This is a genomic window from Halorhodospira sp. M38, assembly GCF_022227985.1.
Classification (GTDB): Bacteria; Pseudomonadota; Gammaproteobacteria; order Nitrococcales; family Halorhodospiraceae; genus Halorhodospira; species Halorhodospira halophila_A.
In genome coordinates, this window is the sequence record NZ_JAJNQP010000004.1 from 153,100 (window position 1) to 170,937 (window position 17,838).

Annotated in this window: 18 protein-coding genes; 7 read left to right on the forward strand and 11 right to left on the reverse strand. The window is 69.0% G+C overall.

Annotated features, from left to right (window positions below):
* Window positions 1–58: 58 nt before the first annotated feature.
* Window positions 59–2,455, forward strand: coding sequence for a Lon protease family protein (locus LRA98_RS04570; RefSeq protein WP_238632531.1), 2,397 nt, complete (start codon window positions 59–61; stop codon window positions 2,453–2,455).
* Entirely contained in the window at window positions 2,448–3,293 is an 846-nt protein-coding gene (locus tag LRA98_RS04575; RefSeq protein WP_201171310.1) for a universal stress protein, read from the forward strand. Before LRA98_RS04570 ends, LRA98_RS04575 begins: the two co-directional genes overlap by 8 nt.
* Here the strand turns inward: LRA98_RS04575 and LRA98_RS04580 are convergent.
* The 7 genes from LRA98_RS04580 to LRA98_RS04610 form a co-directional block, all read right to left on the reverse strand.
* Window positions 3,290–4,078, reverse strand: coding sequence for a hypothetical protein (locus LRA98_RS04580; RefSeq protein ID WP_201171312.1), 789 nt, complete (start codon window positions 4,076–4,078; stop codon window positions 3,290–3,292). The two genes, LRA98_RS04575 and LRA98_RS04580, sit on opposite strands and share 4 nt — an antisense overlap.
* On the reverse strand, window positions 4,075–5,130 hold the full coding sequence (locus LRA98_RS04585) for a hypothetical protein (RefSeq protein ID WP_238632532.1): 1,056 nt from the start codon (window positions 5,128–5,130) through the stop codon (window positions 4,075–4,077). The genes LRA98_RS04580 and LRA98_RS04585 overlap by 4 nt, the downstream gene beginning before the upstream one ends.
* A 19-nt stretch (window positions 5,131–5,149) precedes the next feature.
* A complete protein-coding gene (locus LRA98_RS04590) occupies window positions 5,150–6,226 on the reverse strand; it encodes a hypothetical protein (RefSeq protein ID WP_238632533.1) in 1,077 nt (358 codons plus the stop codon).
* Window positions 6,227–6,341: 115 nt separating this feature from the next.
* Window positions 6,342–7,730: a magnesium transporter gene (mgtE, locus tag LRA98_RS04595; protein ID WP_238632534.1), complete on the reverse strand. Its 1,389-nt coding sequence runs from the start codon at window positions 7,728–7,730 to the stop codon at window positions 6,342–6,344.
* Window positions 7,715–8,113 carry a nuclear transport factor 2 family protein gene (locus LRA98_RS04600; protein WP_238632535.1) on the reverse strand — a complete coding sequence of 133 codons (399 nt, stop codon included), beginning with the start codon at window positions 8,111–8,113 and terminating at the stop codon, window positions 7,715–7,717. The genes mgtE and LRA98_RS04600 overlap by 16 nt, the downstream gene beginning before the upstream one ends.
* 19 nt (window positions 8,114–8,132) lie before the next feature.
* Window positions 8,133–9,500 (reverse strand): glutamate--cysteine ligase, encoded by a 1,368-nt coding sequence (locus LRA98_RS04605; protein WP_238632536.1) that lies wholly within the window; start codon window positions 9,498–9,500, stop codon window positions 8,133–8,135.
* Between the two features lie 38 nt (window positions 9,501–9,538).
* Window positions 9,539–11,065, reverse strand: a complete 1,527-nt coding sequence (locus tag LRA98_RS04610) for an AAA family ATPase (RefSeq protein WP_201171333.1) — start codon at window positions 11,063–11,065, stop codon at window positions 9,539–9,541.
* A gap of 81 nt (window positions 11,066–11,146) precedes the next feature.
* Here LRA98_RS04610 and hisI point away from each other — a divergent pair, with 81 nt between their 5' ends.
* On the forward strand, window positions 11,147–11,584 hold the full coding sequence (gene hisI / locus LRA98_RS04615) for a phosphoribosyl-AMP cyclohydrolase (protein WP_201171338.1): 438 nt from the start codon (window positions 11,147–11,149) through the stop codon (window positions 11,582–11,584).
* Here hisI and znuB read toward each other — a convergent pair.
* The 3 genes from znuB to LRA98_RS04630 are packed head-to-tail and all read right to left on the reverse strand — an operon-like array spanning window position 11,581 to window position 13,668.
* Window positions 11,581–12,414, reverse strand: coding sequence for a zinc ABC transporter permease subunit ZnuB (gene znuB, locus LRA98_RS04620; RefSeq protein WP_207189713.1), 834 nt, complete (start codon window positions 12,412–12,414; stop codon window positions 11,581–11,583). The two genes, hisI and znuB, sit on opposite strands and share 4 nt — an antisense overlap.
* Entirely contained in the window at window positions 12,371–13,129 is a 759-nt protein-coding gene (locus LRA98_RS04625) for an ATP-binding cassette domain-containing protein (RefSeq protein WP_238632537.1), read from the reverse strand. The genes znuB and LRA98_RS04625 overlap by 44 nt, the downstream gene beginning before the upstream one ends.
* 2 nt (window positions 13,130–13,131) lie before the next feature.
* Window positions 13,132–13,668, reverse strand: a complete 537-nt coding sequence (locus LRA98_RS04630; protein WP_274519762.1) for a Fur family transcriptional regulator — start codon at window positions 13,666–13,668, stop codon at window positions 13,132–13,134.
* A 35-nt stretch (window positions 13,669–13,703) separates the two neighbouring features.
* Here LRA98_RS04630 and znuA point away from each other — a divergent pair, with 35 nt between their 5' ends.
* The gene (gene znuA, locus LRA98_RS04635) at window positions 13,704–14,627 is read left to right on the forward strand and encodes a zinc ABC transporter substrate-binding protein ZnuA (RefSeq protein ID WP_238632538.1); all 924 of its coding nucleotides are present in this window, start codon (window positions 13,704–13,706) and stop codon (window positions 14,625–14,627) included.
* Window positions 14,628–14,634: 7 nt separating this feature from the next.
* On the opposite strand, the gene tsaB is transcribed toward znuA, so the two are convergent.
* Window positions 14,635–15,297 (reverse strand): tRNA (adenosine(37)-N6)-threonylcarbamoyltransferase complex dimerization subunit type 1 TsaB, encoded by a 663-nt coding sequence (gene tsaB, locus LRA98_RS04640; protein ID WP_238632539.1) that lies wholly within the window; start codon window positions 15,295–15,297, stop codon window positions 14,635–14,637.
* 200 nt (window positions 15,298–15,497) lie between these two features.
* Between tsaB and ectA the strand changes: the two genes are divergently transcribed.
* The 3 genes from ectA to LRA98_RS04655 all read left to right on the forward strand — a co-directional run bounded on the left by ectA (window position 15,498) and on the right by LRA98_RS04655 (window position 17,835).
* A complete protein-coding gene (gene ectA, locus LRA98_RS04645) occupies window positions 15,498–15,989 on the forward strand; it encodes a diaminobutyrate acetyltransferase (protein WP_238632540.1) in 492 nt (163 codons plus the stop codon).
* A gap of 65 nt (window positions 15,990–16,054) precedes the next feature.
* The gene (ectB, locus tag LRA98_RS04650) at window positions 16,055–17,338 is read left to right on the forward strand and encodes a diaminobutyrate--2-oxoglutarate transaminase (protein WP_238632541.1); all 1,284 of its coding nucleotides are present in this window, start codon (window positions 16,055–16,057) and stop codon (window positions 17,336–17,338) included.
* Between the two features lie 116 nt (window positions 17,339–17,454).
* Window positions 17,455–17,835, forward strand: a complete 381-nt coding sequence (locus LRA98_RS04655; RefSeq protein WP_238632542.1) for an ectoine synthase — start codon at window positions 17,455–17,457, stop codon at window positions 17,833–17,835.
* Window positions 17,836–17,838: the final 3 nt, after the last annotated feature.

Here is a 17,838-nt window from a genome sequence, read left to right on the forward strand (position 1 = left end):
CTTTTCCGCTAGTCTGGGCTGTAGAAGACGGACTAGGCGAGGCACGGAGCGTACAAGCATGGCCGCACCCCAACCCCTTCCGCTGGAACGCCTCTACCGGGTCTGTGACCCGGAGCAGCTCGGTTTCCGCACCACCGAGGAGCTGTCGGCCATGGACCGGCCACCCGGGCAGGAGCGGGCCCTGGAGGCGATGGATCTGGGCGCGAGCATGCGCGCCGCGGGCTTCAATCTGTTCGTGATGGGGCCGGAGGGCGACGGCAAGCTGGAGATGGTCCACCGGCTGCTGGCCGAGCGTGCCGCGCGGGAGGCGACGCCGTCGGACTGGTGCTACCTGAACAACTTCGAGGAGCCGACGCGGCCGCGGCTGCTGCGCCTGCCGCCGGGCCAGGGGGCGCGCTGGCGCCACGATCTGGAGCAGCTGATCGAGGAGCTGCGCAGCACCATCCCGGCCACCTTCGAAAGCGACGAGTACCAGAACCGGCTGCAGGAGCTGCACCAGCAGATCAACCGCCGCCAGCGCGAGGCCTTCGAGGCGATCCAGAAGGAGGCGGAGCAGTACGACGTCACGCTGCTGCAGACCCCGTCGGGTTTTAGCTTCGCCCCGGTCAAGGAGGGCGAGGTGATCGAGCCGGAGCAGTTCCAACAGCTGCCCGAGGAGGAGCGCCGGCGCTATCAGGAGGCCATCGAGTTCCTGCAGGAGCGGCTGCAGGCAGTGGTCAAGCAGATCCCCAAGTGGCGCAAGGAGATCCAGGAGCAGGTCCGCAAGCTCAATGAGGAGATGACGCTGCTGGCGGTCGGCCAGCGCATCCAGGAGCTGCGCCAGCGCTACGGCGAGCTGCCGGTGGCCGCCGCCCACCTGGACGCCATCCGCAACGACATCATCGAGCACGTGGACGCCTTCCGCTCCGGCGAGCAGGACCACGTGGAGTACATCCTCGGCCGCTACCGGGCCAACCTGCTGCTCTCCCACGACCCGGCCGACGGCGCGCCGGTGGTCTACGAGGACATGCCCACCCACCAGCGGCTGGTGGGCCGCACCGAGCACCACGTCCACCAGGGGGCGCTGCTCACCGACTTCAACCTGATCCGCCCCGGCTCCATGCACCATGCCAACGGCGGCTATCTGATCATCGATGCCCACCGCATCCTTACCCAGCCGCTGGCCTGGCCGTCGCTCAAGCGCACGCTCTCCGCCGGCGAAGTCCGCATCGAATCCCTGGAGCAAGTCCACGGCTTCTGGAGCACGGTCACCCTGGAACCGGAGCCCATGCCCCTGCACACCAAGGTGGTCCTGCTGGGCGACCGGATGATCTACTACCTGCTCTCGGCCTACGACCCGGACTTCCCGGAGCTGTTCAAGGTCGAGGCCGACCTGGAGGACGACCTGCCCCGGGACGCCGAGACCCAGCAGCTCTACGCCCGTATGCTCGCCACCCTGGTCCGCCAGCGCCGTCTACGCCACCTGGACCGCTTCGCCGCGGCCCGGGTGATCGAGCACGGCAGCCGCATGGCCGATGACAGCGAGCGGCTGGCCGCCGGCGCGCGGGCCATCACCGATCTGCTGCAGGAGGCGGATCACTACGCCACCGGCGACGGCGCCGAGATTATCGGCCAAGACCACATCGAGCGCGCCCTCGCCGCCCAGGAGCGTCGCGCCGGGCGCATCCGCGATCGCAGCCAGGAGACCATCGAGCGCGGCACGCTGGTGATCCACACCGAGGGGCACCACACCGCCTCGGTCAACGGGCTCTCGGTCCTGCAGCTGGGCGATTTCGGCTTCGGCCGGCCGACGCGGATCACCGCCACCGCCCGCCCCGGGCGCGGGCAGCTGGTGGACATCGAGCGCGAGGCGAAACTCGGCGGCAAGATCCACTCCAAGGGGGTGATGATCCTCTCGCGCTTTCTCGCCAGCCGCTTCGCCCCGGAGGGCGACCTGTCTCTCTCAGCGAGCCTCGCCTTCGAACAGTCCTACGGCGGCATCGACGGCGACAGCGCCTCGGTGGCCGAGCTCTGCGCGCTCTTCTCGGCTATCGGCCGCGTCCCGCTGGATCACGGCATCGCCGTCACCGGCTCGGTGAACCAACTCGGCGAGGTGCAGGCCGTCGGGGGGGTGAACGAGAAGATCGAGGGCTTCTTCGAGGTCTGCCGGCGGCGCGGGCTGACCGGCCGGCAGGGGGTGGCGCTGCCGGCGAGCAACGTGGTGCACCTGATGCTGCGCCAGGAGGTGCGCGACGCAGTGGCCGCCGGGCAGTTCCACATCTACCCGCTGAGCCATGTGGATGAGGCGTTGGAGCTGCTCACCGGCCGGCCCGCCGGCGTTTGGGATGATGCCGGTGCGTACCCGCAGGGGTCGGTGAACCGCGCCGTGGCCGACCGCCTGGAGGCATTCGCCCGGAGCCAGCGCCGGCGCGGCGGGGGCGATGCGGACGAGGCCGCGGAGGATGACGATGACTGAGCGCATGCCGGAGCAGGGGTCACCGCGCCGGGTAGTCGTCCTGCTGGATGCTTCGCGGGCCAGTCTGGAGGCGCTGGAGGCGGCCGCCGAGCTGGCCGCCCAGCTCGGCGCCGAGCTGCTGGCGATCTTCGTCGAGGAGGAGGCGCTGCTGCGCTGTGCCGGGTACCCCTGGGCCCGCGAGATGGGTCTCTCCGGGGCCGTCCGCCCCCTGGAGACCGGCATCGAAGAGCAGCGCATGCGCACCCGTGCCGAGGCGATCCGCAAGGCGCTGGCGCAGACTGGCCGGCACCGGGGCGTGCACTACCGCCTGGAGGTCTGCCGGGGCGGGGTCGTCCGCGAGACCCTGAGCCTGGTTAACCGCGATGATCTGCTGGTCCTGGGCAAGGTGGGCTACGCCCGTGCCCGCGGGCTGCGCATCGGCTCCACGGCCCGCGCCATCGTCTTCGGCACACCGGGGCCGGTGATGGTCTTCGAGCGGCCATTGCAGCCCCGCACGGGGCACGGCGTGGCCGTGGTCGTCGAATCCGGCGAGCCGGGCGTCCGGACGCTGACCCGTGCCGCCGCCCTGCTCGGCGAGGGTGAGATCCTGGCCCGGTTCATCCCCGACCACGCGGCTCCCCTACCCGACGGCGACGACCCGGCCCGCGCCTGGGCGGCCCGGCACTGCCCCAACGCCCAGTGGCTAACGCCCGCCGGATCGCCGACCGCCCTGGCCCGGCACCTGAGCCGTGCCCCCGTGGACAAGCTGATCATCAGCCGCCGCAGCGCCCTGCTAGCCGAACACGACACCCGCTCGCTGATCGAGGCCGTGCAGCTCCCGGTGCTGGTGGTGCCCTAGTCGTCGCCGCGGGGCTGCGGCGGCGACGCTGCCCGGGTGGCGGCCTGGTACTCGTACTCGATCTCCGCCAGGCGGCGCTCGAACTCGGCCCGGAAGCCCGCCTCCACGCCCTCGATCTCCTGCTGCTTGGCGCGCCGAAAGCCGGCGATCAGGTCGCTGTCCACGGCGCGCGAGCCCGGCCGTGCCGCCGGGAAGATCAACACCCCGGTGAGCGCGTAGGCATCCAGCCAGGCCAGCTGGCGCAGGGCCTCCGGGACCAGCGCCGGATCGGCCTCGGCGGCGGTGCCGCGGTGGAGCCAAAGCACGCGACCGGCGCCGCGGCCCTCGAACGCGAAGCGCCGGCGGCCCGCTTCCCGATCGCCGCGGGCCTCCCGGGACCAGCGCGCGGCGCTGCCCTCGGCAAGGACCTCGTCCACCTGGCGGACCAGACCCTGCGCCTCGTCCAGGGCCGCGGCGTACGCCTCCAGGTCGCGGTGGGCCACCGCCACGCAGGCGCCGGCATAGCCCACCCGACGGCTGGCATCCAGGCGGCGGACCAGTGTACCGATCAGATCCAGGCGACCACCGCGCTCGGGGTCGGCGCCGTCCTGGTAACGCACCACGCGGCGGAAGACCAATTGCTCCCCGGCGGCCGGCAGGGCGTGGTCGTCGCCACCGCGGCCGCGGAACTCCACCGCCTGGGGGAACCCGGACAGCCCGGCCAGGGCGCCGCTGCCATGGACGGTGAGTCCGCGCACGGTGGCGAAGGCGCAGCGGCCGAGGATCGTCGGCGCCGCTTCGCTCATAGGCGCAGCCACTCCAGGATGCGCTGCCACCAGGTCGGGCCCATCCGCCCGCCGCCGAACTGGCCGTAGATCCAGGCGAAGATGTCGCGGATGTCGTCGTAGTCCGGCTCCTGCAGCCGCGGCCCGTGCTCGCCGTCGGTCACCGTGCCCAGGTGCAGCGCCATGAGCTGCACCCGATCCTGGTCCGTCCAGCCGTCGAGGATGCGGTAGGTGCGCGGCGCAAAGCGCTGCACGAAGGCCTCGCAGGCGTCGGCGCTGAGCTCCTCGTAACGGCGGTAGTGCTCATCGCGCTCCTGCAGCCGGCGCAGGGCCTGCTCCGGCTTGGAGACCAGTACCGCCAGAGAGGTGCGCCCGCGCAGGGCCGGGAAGTGCAGATCGAGGAAGGCGAGCAGGTTCTGGAAGAGGATGTCGTTCTCCTCGCCGTGCTCCGGGTCGACCACCAACACCAGGATCAGCCGCAGCTGCTCGTTGGCGAAGTAGCGGCTGAGGGTCTCGATCATGGCCGGGTCACGCACCCGGTCGGCCACCACCTGGGTCATGAGCTCACCGGAGGCCTCGAGGAAGCTCAGATCCACCGGTTCGCCAGTACCCTGCAGCGGCCGGACCCGGAAGCTCAGCTCGCGGATGTCGCCCTCGTCCACCGGGTTTGCCGGGGGGAAGCGTCCCTGGCCCCAAATGCGCATCCACTCGTTGAAGATGGCCATCGGCTCCCAGCCCTGGACGCTCTGCTCCGGGGCGATGAGCGGCTGGGCCTCGAAGGGGCCGATGTGGGTGACGTAGTAGGCCAGGAAGGACTGGAAAGTGGTCTTGCCGGAGCCCGGAAAGCCAAAAGAGATCAGGTAATTGCCTTGGCGCTGGTCGATGTTGTCGTCGATCAGCGCGCCGCGCTGCACCGGCTCTACGTCGGCGGCCAGGCGCTCCTCCGGCGAGGGCCACGGCGTGGGGGCCGAGGACGGCTCCTGCTCGCCGCCCTCCTCGGCCGGCGACTCCTGCTCCGGGCGGCGCTCGTAGTAGCGCCGCAGCTGCCAGCGTGACTCCCTGGGCTCGACCACGGTTTCCCCTCCTTGCCCGCTAGCGCGTCGCCACCCGGTTACGTCCCCGACCGGTGGTACCGCCACCGCGCGCGCCGGCTGACGCCGGCGCGAAGATCAGCCAGGCGAAGAGCACCGGGGCTACGTCCACGAACACCCCGAGGATCACCGAGACCGCCGTCACCCCGGGGTTGGGGCGGTCGATGAAGCCGTCGCGCACACTGATCGGGATCTCGCCGAGCTTATCCAGCTCCGAACGGATGACGCGGTGCTGCACCTGATCCGCCTCGGGCAGAAGCACGTTGGCGCGGCGCTGCACCTCGCGGGAGTGGGTGCGCAGGGTAGCAATGATCTCGAAGTCTCGGCGCTCCAGCAGGGCTCGCTCCCGCCGCTCGAGCTCCTCGGCCAGCGCGCGGTACGGGTCGTCGTAGCGCTCGAGCAGGGCGTCGATCTGTCCGATCAGCTCCCGGGTCCGGTGGTACGCCTCGGGCACGACGCCGTTCTCGAAGTCGTTGATGACCGCCTCGCGGAAGTGCTCGTACCAGCGTTCGTTGGCCTCGGCGCCGGCATCCGGCGAGGGCACGGCGAGCTCTGTCGGCGCGCCACCAAGCTGATCGTGGATCTGCTCGATGTGCTCGCGGCAGCGCGCCCCGCAGCCGGGGCGCAGCGGATCGTTGATCTGGGTGTCGAGGTTATCCAGCGCGCGGGCCAGCTCGCGGCGCTGCTCGGCGACCCGGTCGATGATCGGCGCCTCGCCGAGCACGCTGCGCGTGGCGGTCAGGTCGTCACGGAAGACCGAGAACTGGTCGCTGACCACGCGCTCGGCCATGTCCCGCTCCATGAAGTTGGTGTAGAGGAAGTTGTAGTTACTCGCGCCGCTGAAAAAAGCGACGATGACGAAGAAGGCCAGCGGCTTGATCGGGCTGCGCCCCTCGAGCCGGAAGCGGCGCAGCAGCATGTCGGTGCCGAAGAGAAAGATCCCGAGCAGGGCGGCGAAGAAGATCGCCAGCTCTTGGAGGTGGCTGTAGTAGCCGTAGTACGAGAGGTAGACACTGATCCCCACGCAGATGGCCGTGGCCACCACGTACATCAGGGTATAGAGACTGCGGCCCGACATCGAAACGACCTGCGCTGCGCTCCCCCGGGAGCCTGGGCAACGCCCGGTAGTGTCCTACGGACCGGGGGACGAGCGCTAGTACCCGCGTCATCCCGGCGCGGCGAACCGGGGCCGGCTACAGGCCGTAGATCAGGCTGGCGATGACGAAGTAGTTGAGCACCCCGAGCACGTCGATGGCGGTGGTGACGAAAGGCCCGGTCGCCACCGCCGGGTCAGCATTCAGGCGCACGAAGAGCATCGGCAGGGAGACCGCCAGCAGGGCCGCGCCGGCCATATTGGTCAGGATGGTCAGCCCGACCACCTGACCAAGCTGCAGGCTGTCGTACATCCACAAGCCGTAGAGGGCGAGGATCACGCCGTAGAAGGCACCCAGCAACAGCCCCACCCGCAGCTCCTTGAAGACCATGGCCACGGTATCGCGCAGATGGATCGCGCCGGTGGCCAGGCCGCGGACGGTGACCGTGGCGGACTGGACGCCGACGTTACCGGCCATGCCGATGATGATGGGCACGAAGGCGCTGAGGATAATAACTTGGGCGAGGATGTCCTCGTACTGCCCGATCACAGCGGTGGCCCCGAGCCCACCGAGGAAAGCGGCAAACAACCAAGGCAGACGGACGCCGGCGATGCGGAAGACCGAGTCGGTGAGCATCTCCGACTGCCGCGTACCGGCCATGCGCAGCATGTCCTCGGTGGTAGACTCACCGATGACATCGATGATGTCGTCGACGGTCACAATGCCTACCAGCCCGTCGTCCGCGTCCACCACCGGCAGGGCGAGCAAGCGGTACTTGTCGAAGAGCCGCGAGACCTGTTCCTCCTCGGTTTCGGTGCGTACCCGGATCACCCGGCGGCTCATCACGTCGGCCACCTGGGCTTCCCCCGGCGCAAGGAGCAATTGGCGCAGCGAGATCACCCCGGTCAAGTGGCCGCCATCGTCGGTGAGAAAGAGGTAGAAGACCATCTCTGCGTCGGCGTAACCGCGCAGCGCATCGATGGCCTCCTGCACCGTACATGCCTCGTGCAGGGAGAAGAACTCTGTGGTCATCAACCCGCCAGCGGTCCCCGGATCGTGGGCGAGCAGCGTATCCAGCTCGTCCCGGCTCTGCGCAGGCAGCGCAGAGAGCGGGTGCTCTCGCTGCTCCTCGGGCAAGGCCTGGATCAGATCGGTCAGGTCGTCGGGGCGGAAGTTCTCCAACAGCTCAGCAAGATCTTTATGGGGCAGCGCCTCGACGATCTGGTGGCGCAGCCCCTGCGGCATCTCGTTGACGATCTGCGCGGCGTGGCGAGTGTCGCTCACCGCCTGCAGGATATCCACCACCTGCGGCACCGGCAGCTCGGCAAACACGGCGCCGGCGTCGGCGGCATGCAGTCGGCGGATCAGCCGCTCGAGCGGGCGCCACGCCCGGCGCAGGTAGAGCTTGGTGAAGGTCTCTACCAGGCGACGCTTGCGCTCGTCGTAGGAACTGGGATCGGTCGGTGCGGCGGCTAGGTCGATCTGCATGGCTTCCCCGGGGGCTCGATTCCCTCGAACATGGCCCAGTAGGCATGGGCATCGAAGATCGCAACGATGCGCACGATACGCCCCTGCTCGACACTTGCCCAGTGCGCGAGATCGATCTGCTGCTTGTCAGAGAGCTGGATGCAGTAGCGCAGGATGTGGCAGACGTCGGGACCGTCAACGAAGCACTTGACCACCTGGCGCTGCTGGACGATCGAGCCGCCGATCATGGCGTGATCCAGCAGGTCTTCAGCCCGGGTGTAAGCGGCGATGGGGCTGGTATAGCTGAAGCCCTGATCCGCAAGACACGCCCGGGCCGCCTCGTAGTCGCGCTCCTCAAGGGCCTGCAGGTAGCGTTCCACGATCGCCCGCGGGTCCGTCTCCATAGCCCTGCCCCCTGGCTCGCTAATAGGCGTACTCGGTGAAGACCGGATCGAGCGAGCCGCCCCAACGCCCGTGGTAGGCATCGAGCAACTCCTGCGCCGGGCTCCGTCCGGCGTCGACGATCTCCCAGAGCCGCTCCAGGTGGCGGCGCTCATCCCGCCCGCGCTGGTCCAGGCGCTGGCGGTTGCGCAGCCCGTCGCTGGCGATGGTCAGCACCTCCCGCGCCAACGCCCCCACCGTGGTACCTCGGAACGGGGTGTCGAGCGCCGTGCGGGGGACCTCGTGACGCAGGGTGACGATCTCCTCGACGCTCCAGTCGCGGATCAGCGCCTCGGCGGCAGCCAGGGCCGCATCGTCGTAGAGCAGCCCGGTCCACAGCGCCGGCAGCGCACACAGGCCGCGCCACGGCCCGCCGTCGGCACCGCGCATCTCCAGGAACTGCTTCAGGCGCACCTCGGGGAAGAGGGTGGTCAGGTGGTCGTCCCAGTCACTGAGCGTGGGCCGCTCGCCCGGCAGCTGCGGCAGCCGCCCGGCCATGAAGTCGCGGAAGGACTCGCCGGCGCAATCGATGTACTGCCCGTTGCGGTAGACGAAGTACATGGGCACGTCGAGGACGTAGTCCACGTAACGCTCGAAGCCCATGCCCGACTCGAAGACGAAGCCAAGCATGCCGCAGCGATCCGGGTCGGTGTCCTCCCACACCCGGCTGCGGTAACTCAGGTAGCCGTTGGGGCGGCCGTCGGTGAACGGCGAGTTGGCGAACAGCGCCGTGGCGATCGGCTGCAACGCCAGGCCGACACGGAACTTGCGGACCATGTCCGCCTCGCTGGAGAAGTCCAGATTCACCTGGACCGTGCAGGTCCGCAGCATCATGTCCAGGCCCAGGCTGCCGACCTGCGGCATGTAGCGGCGCATGACGCCGTAGCGGGCCTTGGGCATCCAGGGGATCTGTTCGCGTCGCCAGACCGGGTGGAACCCGAAGCCGGAAAACCCGATCTGCAGCTCGCGGGCCACGGCATCCACTTGCTGGAGGTGCTCGCGGACCTCGACGCAGGACTCATGCAGGGTCTCGAGCTGGGCGCCAGAGAGCTCCACCTGCCCGCCCGGCTCGAGACTCACCGAGGCGCCCCCCTCGCGCTTGAGGGCGATGATCCGCCCGTCTTCGCGGACCGGGTGCCAGCCGAAACGCACCAGCCCCTCGAGGAAGGCACCGATACCGCGCGGGCCCTCGTAGGGGACCGGGCTGAAGTCCTCCAGATGGTGGACGAACTTCTCGTGCTCCGTGCCGATGCGCCACTGCTCCGGAGGCCGGGCTCCGCGCTCGAGATGTTCCGCAAGCTGAGCGACATCGGTCACCGGCTCACCGGGCTGGCTGGGGATTCCTGACATTTCGCTCCTCGGTCCGGCTCAGGGCAAGGCCGGCTATCTTACCCGTCCGCGTCGACGGTTTCGACGAAGGCCGCCTCTTCGCCGGACGGCGGCTGGGCCGTGCGCAGCTGCGCATCGAGCACCGCCTCATCAGCCTCGGAGGGATCACGCCCCTCGGCCAGTCGCTTGCGCAGGCGCTCGCGCAGCGTCTGCTCGTCGGCCCGTACATGCAGGATACGGAATCGGCAACCGGTGCGCGCAGCCAGCTCCAGGAAGGGCCGACGCCGCTCGGCCTTGAGGAACGCGGCATCCACCACCACCGAAAACCCGGCCTCCAGCGCACGCTCAGCCTGCTCCTGCAGCCGCTCGTAAGTGCGCTGCGTGGCTTCCGGGGTGTACAACCCGCTGTCCAGGGCGGAGTCGGAGCGCGCCCGCGGATCCAGGCCGAACAGCCGCTTGCGCTCGACATCCGAACGCAGACGCACGAATCCCCGCTCCTCGACCAGGCGACGGGCCCGTGTGCTTTTGCCGGAACCCGACAGCCCGTAGGTGATCACCAGCTCCGGCGTCTGCGCCGCCGTGTATCCATGGGCCAGCTGGACGTGCTCGGCCAGGGCCTCCCGGGCGGCACAGCCGGCACCCTGCTCGGCCTCATGCCCGTTGATCTTGGCCCGCACCAGCGCCCGGTAGACGGCGTAGAGGGGCAGCAGCGGCAGAGCCTGGTAGTCGCCACTGTGCTCCAGGTAGCGGTCAAGGAAGCGATACCGCATCCGCCGGGCACCTTCAAAATCCAGGTCCATGACAGTGAAGGCGATCTCGCTGGCGGTATCGATCCAGCGCAGGGCCGGATTGAACTCGATGCCATCGAAGATGATGGGCGCGTCGTCGTGCCAGGCCACGTTACCCAAGTGCAGATCGCCATGGCACTCACGCACCGAGCCGTTGGCGCGGCGCTGGAGGATCAGCGGCTCCAGCCGCTGCAGCTGCGCCTCGGTCCACCGCTCCAGGGCGCGCAGCTCGGCGCGCAGCGCGGCCGCCGCCGGCAACGCTTCCAGGGCCCGGAAGTTGGCGCGCATGGGCTCGGCCACCGCCTCCAGGGTGCCGTACTCGCTCTCCTCCCCGGCTGCCGGCAGCCCCGCATGGAAGCGCGCCACGGTCTCGGCCAGCCGCTCGACGGCGTCGGCGGGCAGGCGCCCCTCGCGCAGCAAGCGGCTCATCAGCTCGTTCTCGGGGAAGCGGCGCATGAGCACGGCGTGCTCCAGCACAGTGCCGTCGCCGTCGACGCGCGGCTCGCCGGGAGTGCCGACGATCGGAACCCGGCGCAGGTAGATCTGCGGGGCCAGCCGGCCGTTAAGGCGGATCTCTTCTTCGCAGAAGTAGCGGCGTCGCTCCAGATTAGAGAAGTCCAGGAAGCCAAGGTCCAGCGGCTTCTTGAGTTTGACCACGTAATCCCCGGCGAGCAGCACCGTGGAGATGTGGGTCTCGATGCGCTCGACGCTGTGCACCGGCCACGGGTAGCAGGCGGGGTCCTTCAGGGCCTCGGCCAGGGCCCGGTGGGCATCCAGGGTACTGATCGGATCCGACACGGCTAGGCACTCCTCCTGTTGCTCGCTCCATCCAGCTTGCCGGCTTCAGCCGCTCGCCTCCAGTCTGTATCCTCTCCCCCCATGATCGAACAGAATGAGACAGCTCGCCCGGGAGACGGCCTGGACTGGTCGGCAGTGCTCGACAGCCTGCCCTTCAATGCCGACGGCCTCCTGCCAGCGATCGCTCAGCAGCACGACAGCAACGAGGTGCTGATGCTCGCCTGGATGAACCGGGAAGCCCTGGAGGAAACCCTACAGACCGGCCGCGTTTGTTACTACTCCCGTTCGCGCGGGACGCTCTGGCGCAAGGGCGAATCTTCGGGGCAGGTGCAGTATCTGCGCGAGCTGCGTCTCGACTGTGACGGCGACACCCTCCTGCTGCGGGTGGACCAGCAGGGACCGGCCTGCCATACGGGGCGGCGCACCTGTTTCTACAACGTGGTGCAGGGCGACCGGTTGGTGGTCAGCGAGCCGCCCCAGGTCGACCCGCAGGCGCTGTACGGCGACTCGCGTAACTAGAGACGGGCAGCGACCGCACCCCGGACGCTGGTCACCACCGCGAAGAGGGCCGTGGCACTGACCACGATGGCCGGCCCGGTGGGCAGATCCCAACGGAACGATCCGGCCAACCCCCCCAGCACCGCCAGCGCGCCGATCAGTGCCGCTACGACCGCCATCTGCTCCGGGGTCCGGGCGAAGGCCCGCGCCGCGGCAGCGGGGATAATCAGCATGGAGATCACCAGCAGGATGCCGACAATCTGCATGGCCAGGGCGATGGTCGCCGCCACCAGGGCCATGAAGACGAGCTGAACCGGCAGCACGCGCACCCCCTCCACCCGCGCCATCTCCTCGTGCAGCGTGAGGCTGAGCAGCGGCCGCCAGATACCCACCAGGGTGGCGAGTACCAGCACCCCGCCGCCGTAGATCCAGTAGAGATCTGTGGGCGTCACCGCCAGGATATCGCCGAAGAGATACCCCATCAGATCGACGCGCAGCCCTTCCATAAAGGCGATGGCCACGAGCCCGAGGGACAGGGAGCTGTGCGCCAGAATGCCGAGCACCGTATCGCTGGCCAGCCGCTGGTACTGGCGCAGAACGACCAGCAGCACCGCCACAACGACACACACCACCAGGATGCCGAGGTTGAGGTTGATGCCGAAGAGAAACCCCAGGGCCACGCCCAGCAACGCGGAGTGCGCCAGGGTCTCGCCGAAGTAGGCCATCCGCCGCCAGACCACGAAGCTACCCAGGGGCCCGGCGACCATGGCCAGGCCCAGGCCGGCGGCCAGCGCGGTGAGGATGAACTCATCCACGGTCACCTCCCGCCGGGCCGTGCGCCGGATGATCATGGTGGTCGTGAGGGAACACCCCGGTATCCGGCCCCAGGTGAGAACCGAAGAGCTTTTGGTACTCCGGGTGCTCGATCACCGATGCCGGCGCACCGCGGCAAGCGATCCGGCCATGCTCGAGGCAGAGCACCTCGTCACTGGCCGCCATGACCAGGTTCAGGTCGTGGGAGATGACCACCACGGCACAGCCGTAGCGATCCCGGAGCGTGCCGATCAGCCGATAGAGGGCTCCCTGGCTGCGCCCGTCCAGGCCCGCCGCCGGCTCATCGAGCGCCAGCACCGAGGGGTGCTGGAGCAGCGCACGGGCGAGCAGGATGCGGCGCATCTCGCCGCCGGAGAGCCCCTGCAGGGGTTGATCGAGGAGCCCCGCCACGCCGGTGTCCGCCACGACCTCCTGCCAACGGGCGGCGTCCGCGCGCCCGGACAGCGCCATGAACCGCCGCGCCGTGATGGGCAGATTGACGTCCACCGCGAAGTGCTGCGGCACGTAGCCGATGCGCACCCGGGATGCCCGCCGCACCTGCCCTGCAGACGGATGCGTGAGCCCGATCACCACCCGCAACAAGGTGGTCTTTCCGGCGCCGTTGTTGCCGACGAGCGTCGTGATCCGTCCAGCCACGACGTCCAGACTGACATCCTGCAGGATCGAACGCCCGCTGAAGGCCACGGCCACGTCCTGCAGGCGGATCAACGCGGATGGACCGGACGCCTGCATGGCTAACCGCTGCACCGGGGGCATACACCTTCGAGTTCAACCACGGCGGAATCGGCCTGAAACCCAAGCTGCCCGGCCTTTTGCCGGAGCAGCTGGGCCACGTCGTCGTCGGCGAGCTCGGCCACCGCAGCACAGGAGCGGCAGACGAGCAGCTGCACGGGGTGGACATGCCCCGGATCGCCGCAACCGACGTAAGCGTTGAGCGACTCGACACGATGGATCAGCCCTTCCTGGAGCAGGAAGTCGAGGGTGCGATAGACCGTCGGCGGCGCTGCACCGGTGCGCTCGGCGCGCAGGCGATCGAGCAGCTCGTACGCCTTGACCGGCCGGTGCTCGTCCCAGATCAGCTCCAGCACCCGACGCCGCAGCCGCGTAAAGCGCATACCCCGTCCGCGACAGATGGCATCAGCTGTGGCCAGGACCGTCTCGCGGCAAACGCCGTGATCGTGATCGTCGCCGGGGAAACCCGTTACCAGCGGGCGGTGCAAGCGGGCCATGTCGTGTTCGCCGTTGTTGCGCATTTTGGTATTGTATAACATAACGATTCCATGAAGAAATCCCGGGGATTCGACCCATGCGAGCGCTTTCCGCCATCCTGACCGCCCTCGCCCTGCTGGCCTCCGGATCCGCCGCAGCGGCACCGCAGGTGGTCGTCTCGATCAAGCCCCTACACAGCCTCGTTGCCGGGGTAACCGAGGGGGTCAGCGAGCCGGAGCTCCTGCTCTCGGCCGGGGATTCGCCGCACACCTACGCCATGCGCCCCTCTGAGGCCCGCGCCGTGCGCAATGCCGATCTCATCGTCCACATCTCCCCGCACATGGAGGCCTTCCTGGAGCGTGCCCTGGATGCCCGCGGTGACCCGGAGAGCGTGCTGGTCGCCGCCGACATCGACGGCATTCGCCTGCTTGGCGGCCGCGACGGCGAGGCCTGGGACAAGCACGGGCACGGGCACGACCACGGCGCGGAAGAGGCCCACCGCACCGATTACCATATCTGGCTGGATCCGCAGAACGCTCAACAGATCACCGCCGCGGTGGCCGAACGGCTGGCCGAGCTGTACCCCGAGCACGCGGACACTTACCGCGACAACGCCGAGGCGCAGAAGCAGCGCCTGTCGGCGCTCGAGGCGGAGCTCAGCGAGCGCCTGGAACCCGTCCGCGGGCGCCCCTACGTTGTCTTCCACGACGCCTATCAGTACTTTGAGCGCCGCTTCGGCCTCCAGGCCGTCGGCGCGGTGACGATCCACCCCGAACAGCCCCCGGGGGCGCGCCATCTCAACGAGCTGCGGGCACAGATCCGCGAGCTGGACGCCGTCTGCGTGTTCAGCGAGCCGCAGTTCCAGCCGGCCATCGTCCGCTCGCTGGTCCGCGGCCTGGATGCCCGCGCCGGCGAACTCGACCCCCTGGGGGCCGGCCTGGAACCGGGACCGGAGGCGTATTTCCAGCTGCTTGAACAGCTGGCGGAAGGCTTTTTGGACTGCCTCGACCGGGATAAGTAGCGCGCGTCTAGACCCCCTCGCGCAGATAGACCGGGCGCACCGCCTCGGCCTGAATGGCGCGATCGGCCTGCCAAGCGGCCAGCGCCATCGGCAACAGGTCGCGCGCCTCGGGCAGGGCCTCGGGGTCACAGCCGGCACCGGTGTCCGGCAACCGCCCGGCGTAGGCGGCGAAGCCGCGCCCGACCCCGAACCAGTCGGTGCCGCCGCCGTCCACGTCCTCCGGCGCATCGGCGGCCTCGACACCCCCCGCCAGCGCCACCCCCGTGCCCCCCACGGTGCGGTAGCTGCCCCAGTAGACCTGCCCCATGCGGGCATCCAGGGCCGCCAGCACCTGCCCCGCCCCGTGTCGGCGGCGGGCCCCTTCGGCCAGGGCGGCCAGGGTGGAGACCGGCAGCGCCGGCACCCCCCACGCCGTGCACAGCCCCTGGGCCGAAGAGGCCGCCAGGCGCACCCCGGCGAAGGCCCCGGGTCCCTGGCCAAAGGCCACCGCCGAGACCTGCTCGCCACGGATACCGGCCTCCGCCATCACGGCCTCGAGCATCGGCAGCAGCCGCGCCGTGTGCCGACGCGGGGCCTCTTCGCTGTGCTCGAAGATATCACCGTCCCGGTAGACAGCCACCGAGCACCCCTCGGTGGCTGTCTCCAGGGCAACGATGACGGTCTGTGTCATCCCATCCCTCCTGCGCTGCCCGCGCCCCAGCGGCGGGGGCGCCGACGGTTTCTGCGGGCCTTGCGACGGGGCAATATACCGCTGATCGACGCCCCCGACGACCCGGGCGCTGCCGCGACGGCGCCGGGACCACCTCGCTTGACCGCCCCCCGGGCGGCTGCTGTAATTAATGCGTATCTCGCGAACAAGAGCGCAGCTCGTTGTCCGAAGAACCATCCATCGTCTTTCGTCCGCCCGAGCGGGAAGACGGCGCCGCCATCCATCAGCTGGTCCAGCGTACCGGCATCCTGGACGTCAACTCCTGCTACCTCTACCTGCTCCTCTGCACGGAGTTCGCGGACACCTGCGTGGTGGCCGAAGAAGACGGCGCCCTGCTCGGTTTCGTCACCGGCCTGCGCCTGCCGCAGCGGCCCGATTCGGTCTTCCTATGGCAGATCGGCATCGCCCCGGACGCCCAGGGTCGGGGGCTGGGCAAACGCCTAGTGCGCGCTTTCCTCGAGACTCCGGGCGCCCGTGATGCCCGCGTCCTCGAGACCACCATATCGCCCTCCAACGCGGCCTCCCGCGGCCTGTTCACGGCCATCGCCCGTGAGCACGGAGCCGAGATTCAGGTCAGCGAATACTTCCGCGAAGATCACTTCCCGCCGGGCCATGAGTCCGAAGAGCACTACCGGATCGCCCCTATTCGCTAAGTCTGCGGCGCCGGGCGCCGCAGACCGCCCAATCCATTGCAAGTCACAACCGAGGCAAAGACGCCATGACCCTTGATGTAATGCAGACCATCGAGCAGCACGAGTCGGTCGTGCGCTCCTACATCCGCACGTTCCCCAAACCGTTCGACAAGGCCAGCGGCGTGCGGGTCTACGACACCGACGGCCACAGCTATCTGGACTTCTTCGCCGGGGCGAGCGTGCTGAACTACGGGCACAACAACCCGGAGCTCAAAAAGCCGCTACTCGAGTACCTCCAGGACGACCGCATCGTCCATAGCCTGGACATGGCCTCGGTGGCCCGCGCCGAGTTCCTGGAGACCTTCCACCGGCTCATCCTTGAGCCGCGCGGCATGCACTACCGCGTGCAGTTCCCCGGGCCGACGGGCACCAACGCCGTCGAGGCAGCGCTGAAGATCGCCCGCAAGGTCACCGGCCGTCAGCGCATGGTCTCGTTCACCAACGCCTTCCACGGCATGACCGTCGGCTCCCTGGCGGTCACCGGCAACGCCTTCAAGCGCAAGGGCGCCGGGTTCCCGCTGACCTACAGCGAGAGCATGCCGTACTGCGGCTACTTCGGGCAGGACGTCGACACGCTGGAGTACATGGACAAGCTCCTGGCTGACAAGGGCAGCGGCGTGGACCACCCGGCGGCGATCATCACCGAGACGGTCCAGGGCGAGGGCGGCCTGGCCGCCTGCAGCATGCAGTGGCTCAAGGGCCTTGAAGAGCTCTGCCGCAAGCACGACCTGCTACTGATCGTCGACGACATCCAGACCGGCAACGGCCGCACCGGACCGTATTTCAGCTTCGAAGAGGCCGGCATCACGCCGGATATCGTCACCGTCTCCAAGTCGATCAGCGGCTACGGGCTGCCCATGTCGCTGACCCTGGTCAAGCCGGAGCACGACATCTGGGAGCCGGGCGAGCACAACGGCACCTTCCGCGGCCACAACCTGGCCTTCGTGACCGCTAAGCGCGCCCTGGAACTGTACTGGAGCGACGACACCCTGCAGCGCGAGACCGAGCGCAAGGCCCGTCGCATCTACGAGGCGCTGCAGGAGTTGATCGACAAGTACCCCCGCGCCGGCGGCGAACACCGCGGTCGAGGCATGATGCGCGGGATTCGCTTCACCAAGGACAAGGAGCTGGCCAGCACGATCTCGGAGATCGCCTTCGAGCACGGGCTGATCATCGAGACCTCCGGCCCCGAGGACGATGTGCTCAAGCTCCTGCCGCCGCTGATCATCGAGGACCGGGACCTCGAGGAGGGCCTGGCGATCATCGAGCGCGCCCTCGGCGAGGCGATGCAGCGCCGCGGGCTGGCCTGAACCGTACCCGGCCGGTGGCGGCCCGGGTCGCCGCCGGCCATCTCCCCCACCCTCATCAACGAACCGAGTGCACCGGGCCCTCCGTCGCCCGGCCCATCCAGTAAGCGAGGTCAACCATGATCGTGCGTCACATGCAGGACATCATCGGCTCCGACCGCGAGGTCGAGACCGATGAATTCATCAGCCGCCGGATCATCCTCAAGGAGGACGGGATGGGGTTCTCGTTCCACGAGACCATCATCAAGGCCGGCACTAACATGTTCATCTGGTACGCCAACCACCTTGAGTCGGTCTACTGCATCTCGGGCAAGGGCGCGATCGAGGTCGTCGGCGGTGAAACCTACACCATCGAGCCGGGCATGCTGTACGGCCTCGACGGCCACGAGAAGCACTACCTGCGCGCCGAGGAGGAGCTGCGCCTGATGTGCGTCTTCAACCCGCCCCTGACTGGCCGCGAGGTACACGACGAGAACGGCACCTACCCGCTCCTCGACTGACCC